The organism is Persicitalea sp. (assembly GCF_041751555.1).
In the GTDB taxonomy this organism is placed as follows: domain Bacteria; phylum Bacteroidota; class Bacteroidia; order Cytophagales; family Spirosomataceae; genus Persicitalea.
In genome coordinates this window covers 1-12,187 of the sequence record NZ_JBGSXF010000011.1, presented here as the reverse complement: position 1 = coordinate 12,187, position 12,187 = coordinate 1, and the positions used below count along the sequence as shown (strand labels likewise).

The 12,187-nt window shown below is 55.5% G+C and carries 6 protein-coding genes and 1 pseudogene; 2 read left to right on the top strand and 5 right to left on the bottom strand.

What is annotated here, in order from left to right; genetic code table 11:
- From ACEW8P_RS00425 to ACEW8P_RS00410, 4 genes are all read right to left on the bottom strand, one after another.
- Positions 1-1,654: hypothetical protein (locus ACEW8P_RS00425; protein WP_373511138.1), on the bottom strand; the 1,654-nt coding region annotated here is incomplete at its 3' end.
- A gap of 65 nt (positions 1,655-1,719) precedes the next feature.
- Positions 1,720-3,162: a DUF1501 domain-containing protein gene (locus ACEW8P_RS00420; protein WP_373511137.1), complete on the bottom strand. Its 1,443-nt coding sequence runs from the start codon at positions 3,160-3,162 to the stop codon at positions 1,720-1,722.
- Positions 3,163-3,182: 20 nt separating this feature from the next.
- Positions 3,183-6,563 (bottom strand): DUF1553 domain-containing protein, encoded by a 3,381-nt coding sequence (locus ACEW8P_RS00415; RefSeq protein WP_373511136.1) that lies wholly within the window; start codon positions 6,561-6,563, stop codon positions 3,183-3,185.
- 90 nt (positions 6,564-6,653) lie between these two features.
- Positions 6,654-8,147, bottom strand: coding sequence for a DASS family sodium-coupled anion symporter (locus tag ACEW8P_RS00410; RefSeq protein WP_373511135.1), 1,494 nt, complete (start codon positions 8,145-8,147; stop codon positions 6,654-6,656).
- A gap of 200 nt (positions 8,148-8,347) precedes the next feature.
- Between ACEW8P_RS00410 and ACEW8P_RS00405 the strand changes: the two genes are divergently transcribed.
- Both ACEW8P_RS00405 and ACEW8P_RS00400 read left to right on the top strand, forming a co-directional pair.
- Complete coding sequence (locus ACEW8P_RS00405) at positions 8,348-9,940, top strand: M28 family peptidase (RefSeq protein ID WP_373511134.1); 1,593 nt, start codon at positions 8,348-8,350, stop codon at positions 9,938-9,940.
- A 95-nt stretch (positions 9,941-10,035) separates the two neighbouring features.
- Positions 10,036-11,415, top strand: a complete 1,380-nt coding sequence (locus ACEW8P_RS00400; protein ID WP_373511139.1) for an RNA methyltransferase — start codon at positions 10,036-10,038, stop codon at positions 11,413-11,415.
- A 105-nt stretch (positions 11,416-11,520) separates the two neighbouring features.
- Here the strand turns inward: ACEW8P_RS00400 and ACEW8P_RS00395 are convergent.
- Positions 11,521-12,187: pseudogene (locus ACEW8P_RS00395) on the bottom strand (Glu/Leu/Phe/Val dehydrogenase); the annotation flags it as partial.

The following is a 12,187-nucleotide window of genomic DNA, read 5'->3' as shown; positions in this document are numbered from 1 at the left end:
GCTTCCCCACTTCGGTGAGTTGGAAAGCAAAGCCCAGCGCGGCTTCGTTCATTGCGGTCAGGTCAAAATCCTTTTCGCCCCCAGAATACAGTACGTAGTCCACCCAAGCCGCATCCGTATCACTGCCTTTTTCCCAATTTCCCTTCAAGCCATCGAACTCCGCCAGGTACAGCAGAATGCTGAATTGCAGGCCGTCCACGTCGATCGTAAAGGGAGCATCGGCGGATGAGGGCAGCGTCATTTCATCCGGCGACACTTTGCCAAATTCAAACCGCAGCCGCAGGTCTTTGGCCTTGAATTTGCCCTCCTGCAAACGGTCGATGCTGATGTGTTTGTCGCCGCCGTTGGTCGAAAACGTGACGGCTGCCAGTACTTCATTCTCTTTTTGGTCGCTGTAAAAATCAGCCGCGCTGAAATCATAGTCATCGTGCAGCATTCGTACTTGCAGATAGTGCGGTTGCTCGGGTGTCCCCCAGTAAGCCAGAAAGGGTCGACGCTGATTCCAAAGGCTGGAACGATTGGCGGTCGAGAGGGCATACTTTTCGGTCAGGTAGGAGGTGCCGATCACCTGCGGGTCGTCCACTTTCAGCACGTCGCGTTCGGTGCGGGGGTACTTTGGGTCAAGAAAATAAGGAAGTAGTTTTTGGGGAATTTCGTGCTCGATCTTCACCTCGCCGCGCTTCTGGGTGTAAGGTAGTTTGATTTTTCCGCCGGAGGCTTCGTCCAGAATAGCGTAGAAGTCGGGCTTGATCAAAGAGCTGTACGAACGGCTGTGCGGTCCCGCCCACTGGCCCGACGGTTTGTGGAAGTGCCGGGCCACCATATCCCAAGCCAGGTCATAGAGGTAGTCAATTTTCTTTTTGGCCTCCTTATCCACGATGTGATCCTTCATACGAACCAGTTCGTCGAGGGCCACGCGGGTGTAGGTGGGGCTGTTGTATTCGGTATAGCCATTTTCGAGGGTGTAGTCGTAGAAATTTTGCAGGCGTTTTTCGGCATAGTCCTGCATTTCGGGCAGGTCGAAGAGGCGCGAGGTCATGTAAGTCATGTACGTACCCATGATCGCGATATTGGTGTAGCCCGGCCCCACATTGCGCTTCTGAATCGACTCGGCGGCCCGGATCAGTGAATTCTTGATGGTCTCCTTCAAATCGGCGGGTAACCTCTGCTGGTGACCCATGTAGATGTCCAGCAGAGACACGCCCAGAAAATCGGCCCAGTTCCAGTCGGCGGGCGATTTCTTTGTCGCCAGCGGCTCTTCCAGGTAGTAGGGCCAAATACCGTGCGTCTTGTTGGCCCGCACGGTGTCCTGCAACGAGATGGTCTTGCGGATGATGTCGAAGGCCCGCTGCTCGTATTGTGGGTCGTTCAGATCGAGCAGGTTCGCCGCGTATCGCAGCGAGCCGCGCGTTTGGTGAAGGATTCCGTCAGTGGCGTCGGTGTGGTACTGGTAGTAGTTTTTGAGCGTGGAGGTGATCATTTTCTCCGCCGGGTCGTATTTCTTGTGGTCGTCTTGCACGGACTCCAACAGAATTTTCTTCTCTTCGGCGGTTAGCTCGACGGGTTCATAGCGGATGTGGGTGTCCCGGTAGTTTTGGGCAAGAGTCAGGGTAGCCGTCGTTAAAAGCAGTAGTACTGTGTGTATGATTTTCATTGTAAAACTAAAATTTGAGGATAAGTAAAGTGTAGAACAGAGTAGTGTATAACACCCCCTTTGGGTCAAGTAAGAATAGGCTTTACCACCTTCCCCGCCACATCCGTCAGGCGGTAACGGCGACCCTGAAACTTAAAGGTAAGCTGTTCGTGATCGACGCCCAGCAAGTGCATGATCGTAGCCTGTAAGTCGTGGATATGCACCGGGTCGCGGGCAATGTTATAGCCAAATTCGTCCGTCTCGCCGTGCGTGATGCCACGCTTGATGCCGCCGCCCGTCATATACACCGTGAAGGCGCGTGGGTGGTGATCGCGGCCGTAGTTGGTTCTGGTCAGCTTGCCCTGCGAGTAGTTGGTGCGCCCAAACTCACCGCCCCAAACTAACAGCGTGTCGTCCAGCAGTCCGCGTTGCTTCAAGTCCACAATCAGGGCCGAGGAGGCTTGATCGACCGACTTGGCCATCGTCTTGATGTCTTTGGGCAAACCACCGTGCTGATCCCAGCCCTGGTGGTAGAGTTGGATGAAGCGAACGTCTTTCTCGGCCAGTTTGCGGGCCAGCAGGCAGTTGGCCGCGAAAGTACCCGGCTGGCGGCTATCCTCACCGTACATGTCGAAAATGTAGTCGGGTTCTCTGGAAATATCCAGCGTTTCCGGCACGGAGGTCTGCATTCGGTAAGCCATTTCGTACTGCTGCATCCGGCTGTTAATCTCAGGGTCGAGCACCTGCTTATATTGGTCTTCGCTCAGTTTGGTGAGGGCGTTGAGCATATTCCGACGCGAGGATTTGTCGATGCCCTCGGGGTTGTTGAGATAAAAAACCGGGTCTTGCCCCGACCGAAAAACTACCCCCTGATGCACCGACGACAGAAATCCGTTGCTCCACAACTTGGCGTAGAGCGGCTGGTCGCCGCTGCGGCCCTTTGACAAAAGTACCACGAAGGAAGGCAGATTCTTATTCTCGGAACCCAGCCCGTAGCTGGCCCACGAACCCATCGACGGCCGACCACCGATCTGGTTGCCGGTTTGCAGGAAAGTGATGGCCGGGTCGTGGTTGATGTGTTCGGTGTGCATGGATTTTACAAAACACAACTCGTCCACAATTTTGCGATGATAGGGCAGCAGGTCGCTCAGCCACGCCTGACTCCGCCCGTGTTTGGCAAATTTGAAGACCGAAGCCGCCAGCGGAAATGACGCCTGTCCCGCGCTCATACCCGTGAGCCGCTGCCCCTTTCGTATTGACTCAGGCAAGTCTTCGCCCCACATTTCTTCCAGTTTGGGCTTGTAGTCGAACAAATCCAATTGCGAGGGCGCGCCGCTCTGGTGCAGGTAGATGACGCGCTTGACTTTGGGTGGGAAGTGCGGGCCGCTTGTACCAAGGGTACTTTCAGCCCTCGCCTCACCGGGCAAGAGTGACGACAAAGCCACTGCTCCCAGACCAAGTCCTGCCGATTGCAGGAAGTTACGGCGGCTGAACTGGTCGTGAATTTTATCTTGAATTTCTGTGGTCATTTCTGTTATGGATAAATTTCCTATCGCTTCACAATCGCCTCGTCGTAGTTCAAAATCGTATTCGCTACTACTGTCAGAGCAGCAACCTCTGCGGATTTCAAAGATTTGTCCAACCGCTCGTGCTCGCCAGCTTTCAACACTGCCTCGACTCTTTCGGGCGATTTTTCAAAACCCCTGTACTCTGTTTTGTAAAGTTCTTTCAAGATGCTCAACTCTGCCTTCCTCGGATTTCGCGACAGGGCCGATTGGAAAAAGTACCTGATTCGCGCGTCCAGCGTCGGTTTTTTTTGCATCGTTCGCTCCGCAAGTACCCGGGCGGCCTCCACAAATTGCGGGTCGTTGAGTGTGACGAGGGCTTGCAGCGGCGTGGCGGTTTTCTGCCGCCGCACGGTGCACAGGCTGCGGTCGGGCGAGTCGAAGTTAAGCATCATCGGCGGCGGACTGCTACGCTTCCAGATCGTGTACATGCTGCGGCGGTAGAGGCTGTCGCCGTGCTGCTGCTCGTAGTGGGTGGCCCGGCGGGTGGCGAGGGCTTCCCAGATTCCTTCGGGTTGGTAAGGATAAACACTCGGCCCACCAATTTTCCTGACCAGCAAGCCACTTGCCGCCAGCGCGTTGTCGCGCACCTGCTCGGCGCTCAGGCGGTAGCTGCTGCCCCGCGCCAGCCAGCGGTTCTCGGGATCGGCTTCGATCTGTTCTTTGGTAGCCCGCGACGATTGTTGATAAGTGGCTGAAAGTACCATCTGCCGGAGGAGGGCTTTGGTGTTCCAGCCGCTTTCGCGGTAGCTAACGGCCAGCCAATCGAGCAGGTCGGGGTGCGAGGGTAGTTCGCCCTGATTGCCGAAGTCTTCCTGCGTCTTGACCAGCCCGACCCCAAAGTACTGCTGCCAGAAGCGGTTGACCATTACCCGGGCGAAGAGTGGGTTTTCCTCGGCCAGCAACCACCTGGCCAGGCCAAGGCGATTGCGCGGGTAGTTTTCGGGCAACGCGCCCAGCCGCAACGGCGTTTCGGGTTGTACTTCCTCGCCGGGCGCGTCATACACGCCCCGTTCCAGGATATACGACTTACGGGGGGTGGTTCGCTCCCGCGAAACCATCAGGTCGATCTCGTCGGTGACGATTTCTGTTTCCTCGCCAATGAGTAGTTGCCGATGAGCGGCTATGCTTTGCGCCGAAGGATCGATGTTGGTGATATAGTAGTCGAAGAGGGCTTCCCGTTGCGCGGCTGTCTGCTTTGCCGGGGAAATTCGTAAAACTTCTTTGACAAAATCCTGCTCATGTACCAAGCCTTTCACTTCCAGCGGTGAGAGGCTGCGGTTGAAGATTTTCAGTTCATCCACCACGTAATCTTTATAAGCAAAAACATGCATCCGGCCTAGGGCAAAATTCTGCGGCCCGCCGGAACTCTGGTACTTGTGGTCCTTGGCCCAGATAATGCTGCCCGTGAGGCGATCCGTTACCACGCGCCCCGTGGCTGGCTGGCCATCGATGTACACTTTCAAGCCTTCGGCGCGGCTCGTGCCGTCGTAGGTCATCGTGAGGTGTGTCCAGCGGTTGGGTTTCATCACAAAATCAGTCTCAAAGTCGATGGCGTTGTCGGGCCAGACGCTATTGATGCGGAACGCCAGCCGCCCGTCGGGCAGTCGTTCACACTCGTAGCCCCGAAACCCACCGGAGGCGCTGGGCAGACGACTGAAAATGCGCCCGTTAAAAGCAGGGTCAGTCACGCCCGTCCACAAGCTCACCGTAAAGGGCTCGTGCCGCTCGAACACGCCCGTCCGGGCGGCGTCGAAGCCTTTTTTATCCCACCATCCTTTGGTTTCCCGTACGCTGACGTAGCTTTCGCCCTTCATCAATAACCCCAGTCCGCGCGGACTTTTGATCCGAACGGGCAGCACGTCGAGGTCGCCGCGCGTTTCCAGGGGCAGCGTGTCGTTAGCCCGGTTCTGAAAAATGGGCTGAGTTTTGGGCTCATCATCGTCGGTCTGCTTAAATTTCACCAAATCGAACGGCACATCCACGACCAGGCCCGTATCGGAGGGAATCAGCTTAGCCTTAGTACCTTGCCCGCGCCACCACTCGAATCTTTGCCACAGCGCCGCCGAGTCGCGGGTGGTTTGCTTTTCGAGCGCAGCCAGGCGATGGCGAATGTACTTCAACTTCGCCGCCGCCTCGGGCTTGGGCAGCGTGATGACTGGCGACGCTTCTGCCAGGTGCGGCGCCTGACCGTGGTCGTTGATGTTGTTGAAAAACGCAAAAAGTGAGTAGTAATCCTTCTGGCTAATGGGATCGTACTTGTGGTCGTGGCAGCGGGCACACTCCATCGTCAGGCCCAGGAATGCTTTCCCGAAGGTATTGGCGCGGTCAGCGACGTACTCGACCATATACTCCTCCGGCACAATGCCGTCTTCTTCACTCTGCGCGTGTTGGCGGTTGAAGGCCGTGGCGATCATCATATCCTGAGTGGGCTTGGGCAGCAGGTCTCCTGCCAACTGGTAGGTCACGAATTTATCCAGCGACAAGTTTTCATTGAAAGACTTGATCACCCAATCGCGATAGGGGTGGGAGGTGCGCAGGCCGTCGTCCTGGTAGCCGTGCGAGTCGGCGTAGCGGGCCAGGTCGAGCCAGCTCACGGCTTGCTGCTCGCCGTAGTGCGGCGACTGCAGGAGCTTGTCAACTACCTTCTTGTAGGCGTTGGGCGAATCATCTTGCATGAAGCTTTTTAGCTCCTCAGGCGTGGGCGGCAATCCGGTCAGATCCATATAGACACGCCGCAACAGGGTAGTTTTGTCGGCTCGCGGACTGGGTTTCAGCCCTTTTTCCTTCATGATGCTGAGGGCAAAATGGTCGATTTCATTTTTGACCCACCCAGTTTCCTCATCGTCTTTCAATCCCCAACGCGCCCAAACACTCTTGCCCACTTTCGGCACGCCCGGCTTCTTGATTTTGGATAAAGACCAATGCTCCTGGTACTTTGCCCCCTGGTCGATCCACTTGATGAGCAGCGCCTTTTCCTCATCCGATAACGTAAGGTGGCTGGCGGGCATGGGCATGACCTCCTCAGGGTCGTCGCTCAAGATACGGCGAACAAGTTCGCTGCCTCCCACATCGCCGGGGTCGATGGCTACGGTTCCGCTTTTTAGCTTCATCGTCGCACCCTCGTAGTGGGCAAGTTGTAGCCCGGCTTCGATCTTGCTCTTGTCGGGTCCGTGGCATTTGAAGCAGCGGTCAGACAGGATGGGCTTGATGTGGCGGTTATAATCGACGTTTTCGGGTAGTTTGTCTTGCAAAGCCACGATTTCCTGCGGGATTTCTACCGAACTCCCGCAGGACAACAGGCCGAGGCCCAGTAGGGCTGCGCCGAGGTAGTTTGTCCAGATTTTACACAACTTAAATCGCATGGATTGAACTGCTTATAGATTCTTGGCTCAAATTACTAAGGTACAAAAATCGTTTCTGAATCGTGAACAAACCTATTCTATCCAACCCAACTACCCCCCAATCCACCCCGGCAGCGCCATTTCCAGGCCCAGAATCGGAATCACCACAAAGTACAGCAAGGCCGTCAGGAGCACGACTGAAATCAGGTTCAGCCACAGCCCGCACTTGGCCATTTCGGGAATCGAAACCTTACCGCTGGCGAAAATGACAGTGTTGGTGCCCGTTCCGGAGGGCATCATGAATGCAAAAGAACAGGCAAAGGTCGCCGGAATCATCAGGAATAGCGGGTTGATGCCTGCCGCAACAGCTACGGCCGCCAGCACGGGCAGGAAGATGTTGGCCGTGGCGGTATTGGAGTTTATTTCGGTCAGGAAGACAATAAAGGTAGTTACGAGTAGCAAAATCAGTAGCGGCGGGTAGGTGCCGATGAAGTCCATCTGCTGTCCGATCCACCCGGCCAGGCCCGTTTTCTGGAAACTGCGGGCAATGGCGTAGCCGCCGCCCACAATCATAACTACCCCCCAGGGAACCGTGGTGGCCTCCTGCCAGGTAAGCAACGGCTTCCCCGTCTTTTTGTTGGTCATGGCAAAAAGCATGATGGCCCCGACGACGGCCACCGTGGCATCGTGCACGTAGTCGCCCACGCCCAGCAAGGTGCCCCAGCCCGTCACACGGAACGAGCCGAAATCGAAATCGCTGCGAAAGACCCAACCGATGGCCGTGAACAGAAATACTCCGAAGGCTTTCTTCTCGCCGTCGGTCATTGGGCCGAGCGCGGCCAGTTCGCGGGCGAAGGCAGTGTTGTCGATTTTGATTTTGGTGGAAATCCGAAAGTACTTGATAATGTAAAGCCAGATCACCGGAATGAAAACCACGACCATCGGGAAGCCGATTTTGAGCCAGGTAAAGAAATTGATCTCCGGCGCGGCCGGGAATAGTTCGCCCACGATGCCCGCAAAAACCATGTTAACGGGCGTCCCGATGAGCGTGGCCGTGCCGCCAATACTACAGGCATAGGCCGTGGCGAGCATCAGCGCCAGGCCAAACTGCGAGGTTTCGTCGCCTTCGCTCTCGTCGGTTTTGGCGATGACCGCCGTGGCGATCGGCAGCATGAGCAGCACCACCGCTACGTTGGCGATCCACATGGACAGAAATGCCGCCACCAGCATGAAGCTGAGAATGATGCGCTGCTGATTGCTGCCCAGGCTTTTCAAAACGGTAAGGGCAATACGTCGGTGCAGCTGCTGCGACTCGATGACCTTTGCGATGAAGAAACCGCACAACAGCATGATGACGTAACTGTGGCCGTAACTTTCGGCTACATCATCGGTTTCGAGCACGCCCAGCAGCGGGAAGAGCGCCATCGGCACGAAGGCCGTGACGTAAATCGGTATCGCCTCGGTGAGCCACCAGATGGCCATGAGCAGCGTCACGGCTACGGCGCGCTGTGCGGTAATAGCCATGCCTTCCGGTGCGGGCATGACTACAATGAAAAGGGCGACCAGCAAGCCGCCCCAAAAACCGATGCGTTGGGAGTTTGTCATTTATAAAAGAGGGATTTGCGGCTAAAAGCTGCGTAGAGAGGGTTTCTAACGCCTTCGCCTTTTTAAAGCCCGAAAATCAGAACGAAAGGGGTGTCCAACTACCAAATTTCGCATTCACCGCCGGATTCACTTTATTTGTCTTGCGAACAAACGAAGCGCTCCCATTTTCGTTTCTACCAGAGACCAATCAATTTTCAAGAATGAACAAATACTTCCTCGGCGGCTTGTTGTTGCTGACCTTTTCTCAAATACAGGCACAGGACACGGCCACGAAATACGCCGAAACCATTACCCCCGCTGACCTTAAAAAACACCTTGTCATCATTGCTTCCGACAGCCTGGAAGGTCGCGATACGGGTTCGGAAGGTCAGAAGAAAGCCGCCGACTACGTTTCGAAGCACTTCAAGATGTATGGCCTCGCGCCCATCGCCACCGACAGCGCCGGAGCGAATAGCTACCTTCAACCCTATAATCTCTATCGCCGGACCTGGGGCGATGTCTATGTCAAAGCCGATGGCCGGAAATTTGTATTTAACGAAGATTTCCACCTCAACGGTTTGTTGAACACCGACGGCGAAGTGTCGGCCCCAACGGTATTCGCGGGCTATGGCATCGACGCTAACCTGTACAACGATTACAAAGATTTGGACGTGACGGGCAAGGCAGTCGTGATCCTGGAGGGCGAGCCGAAAGACCGCAGCGGCAAATACTACGTCAACGACAGCGACCAGGTGTCGAGCTGGAGCGGGCCGCAATCGTGGCAGAAAAAGGCAGCCACGGCGATGACCAGGGGCGCGAAGTACGTTTTCATGATATCGGAGAAAGAAGGCAAAGAGTTCGAGCAACTCGTGAAGCAGCGGGCCATCATGGCGCGACGCATGAGCGGCATGAGTATGAAGCCCATTCAGGAATCGCTGAGCAACATGGCGGTATTTACTGTTTCCAAAGGCGTAGGTGCGGCTTTGTTGCGTACTACGCCAAAGAAGTTGAACAATTTTCAAGGGGACATTGACAAGAAAGGCCAACCTATCGCAAAGGGACCCATTGGCACCGTGTCGCTAAAAGTGGAACGCAAGAGTGAAACCATTGCCACCGAAAACGTAGCGGGTTTTCTTGAAGGCACGGATAAAAAGGATGAGGTCTTGGTCATTTCGGCCCACCTGGATCACATCGGCATTTCGCCCGACGGACAGATCAACAACGGGGCCGACGACGACGGCTCGGGAACCGTCTCGCTGCTGGAACTGGCCGAGGCATTCAGCCAGGCCAAGGCCGATGGTAACGGCCCACGCCGCAGCATCCTGTTCCTCAACGTGACGGGCGAAGAAAAGGGCTTGTTCGGTTCGTCTTACTATTCCGAAAATCCGCTGCTGCCACTAGAAAACACGGTGGCCGACCTGAACATCGACATGATCGGCCGCGTAGATAAGGAACACGCCGAAGACCCCAAGTATGTCTATATCATCGGCTCGGATAAGCTATCGTCCGAACTCCACGCTATCAGCGAGGCGGCCAATGAAGCGCATATAGGCTACAAGCTGGACTATGCTTTCAACGACCCCAAAGACCCGAACCGCTTCTACTACCGCTCCGACCACTATAATTTTGCCAAGAAGGGCGTTCCGGTGATTTTCTATTTCACGGGTGTCCACGAAGACTACCACCGCCCCGGCGATGATGTCGAGAAAATCATGTTCGACAAGCAGGCACCTATTGTGAAACTGGTTTTCTACACCGCCTGGGAATTGGCTAACCGTGAGGAGCGGATCAAGGTAGATAGCAACAAGGAGTAGTTTTGGAGGAGAAAAGGCGATCCGCCGCCCAGCGGTCCAATGGCACAAAGGCACAAAGTGAACAATTCTGGGTTCGGCAAAAAACTCATAAACTCATAAACTTTAAACTCATAAACTCCTCTCTCCCTTCCGACTTCGAAACTACCATGCAGGCCCAACTTGGGGCGGATTTTATCCTTTTTGAAAAAGCACTTGGGACGGAGCCGCCCGTGAGCATTCGACTGAATCCTGAGAAACGGGCTTTCGATGCTTCGGCTCTAATGAAAGTACCCTGGCACCCCGAAGGGTACTTTTTGCCCGCGCGTCCGGTTTTTACGCTCGATCCGGTTTTTCACGCGGGCGGGTACTACGTGCAGGAGGCTTCTTCGATGATTTTGCACGAGGTACTTTCGCAGCTAATTCCCGCACCACGTCCACTGCGGATTCTGGATCTGTGCGCCGCGCCGGGCGGCAAAAGTACCCTGCTGGCGTCGTGGATGCCACCGGGTAGTTTGCTGCTGGCGAATGAAGTCATCCGCAGTCGGGTCAGTCCTTTGCAGGAAAATTTGGAACGCTGGGGAAATCCGCACACTTTCACGAGCAGCTACGACCCGGAAGGCTTCGCCAAACTGAATGGCTTTTTTGACCTCGTGCTGGTAGATGCGCCCTGCTCGGGTGAAGGGCTGTTCCGCAAAGACCCCGATGCCATACGCGAGTGGTCGCCGGAACACGTGCAGTTGTGCGCCGCCCGACAACGGCGAATTCTGGCGGCAGCTGTAAAGCTGGTGGCTCCCGGCGGTACTTTGCTATACAGTACCTGCACCTACAACGAAGTCGAAAATGACCAAAATGCCGCCTGGTTGGTCGAGCAGCAGAACCTGGAATATCTTGAAGTAAAACTTCCCGCCGAGTGGGGGGTAGTTTCGCGCGATTCGGGCTACCAATGCTACCCGCACCGATTGCGGGGTGAGGGTTTTTACTTCGCCGCCTTCCGTCAAACACGCGGCCTGCCCTTCCGCGGCAAAACCGGACGCTACATGAGCAAGCTGAGCGACCTCAAGAAGCGCGAGGAAGCAGCCCTGGCCGATTGGGTGCAGAATGCCGAAGCCCTCTTTTTCCTGCAACGCCCCGACGGGACGGTACTTTTCGGGCCAAACGAACTTTGGAACGACCTAATGCTGCTGGATACGGCCCTGCCGCAGGGCGTGTGGCTGCGCGAAGCCGGGCAGTTCAAGGGAAAGGATTTCATCCCAGCCCATAGCTTGGCTATGAGTACTTCTGTGGCGGCGGATTGGCCCGCCGTGGAACTCGACCGGGAAACGGGCCTGCGTTTTTTGAAAAAAGAAAACATCGAACTACCCGCCGACACAGCAAAAGGCTGGTTGCTCGCCCGGCACGAGGGTCTGAACCAGGGCTGGATGAAGAATCTTGGCAATCGGGTGAACAACTACCTGCCCAAAGACTGGCGGATTCGGATGGATATTCGCGAGGTGTAAAATTGTAGACTTCGCATCAGCCAATAACTGAATTTTACCGAAAAAAAGCGGTCGCCTTTGTGAAGAAAGGCGGCCGCTTTTTGAATTCAGAACTACCTTCATCAATCAGGGAAAAATACCCAGCATATCGTAGCTGAGGGCGATTTTTTTGATTGAAATATAGAAAGCTGCTGTGCGCAAGTCGCCCAGCTCCGGCTTGGCAATCAAGGCGTCACGCATTTCGTGGTAGGCCAGGATCATGGTATCTTCCAGCCCCGAGCGGACGATGTCCTCCTCGTCGGAACCGTGGGTTATGTCAGCCCGAACGGCGGGATCGAGTGTTTTTCCCGTCAGCTCCTCGACCGAGCCGATGATTCGATCGAAACTCTTCTCGTCGGCCCGCTTGCCCATCCGCCCGAAGCGCACATTCTGCAAGTTTTTGAGCCACTCAAAGTACGACACCGTTACGCCCCCGGCATTCAGGTACAGGTCAGGAATGATGGTAATGCCTTTTTCGAGCAAAATCTCCTCCGCCCGCATGGTAACGGGGCCGTTGGCGGCTTCGGCCACGACTTTGGCCTTTATTTCGCTGGCATTCTGGTCGGTAATCTGATTCTCCAGAGCGGCGGGCACCAGAATGTCGCAGGCCATCGTGAGCATGGAATTGGAATCGGCAATGTCGGTTGCGCCTGGAAAATTCGTGATGGACTTAGTCAGCTGACGGTGCTTGTCCACAGCATCTATATTCAGGCCGTTCTCGTCGTAGATGCCGCCATCGTACTCGGCGATGCCA

Bases quoted from the DNA above. Each gene is read 5' to 3' on its own strand.
- ACEW8P_RS00420 (WP_373511137.1), bottom strand. From the start codon at position 3,162: ATGACCACAGAAATTCAAGATAAAATTCACGACCAGTTCAGCCGCCGT.
- ACEW8P_RS00415 (WP_373511136.1), bottom strand. From the start codon at position 6,563: ATGCGATTTAAGTTGTGTAAAATCTGGACAAACTACCTCGGCGCAGCC.
- ACEW8P_RS00410 (WP_373511135.1), bottom strand. From the start codon at position 8,147: ATGACAAACTCCCAACGCATCGGTTTTTGGGGCGGCTTGCTGGTCGCC.
- ACEW8P_RS00405 (WP_373511134.1), top strand. From the start codon at position 8,348: ATGAACAAATACTTCCTCGGCGGCTTGTTGTTGCTGACCTTTTCTCAA.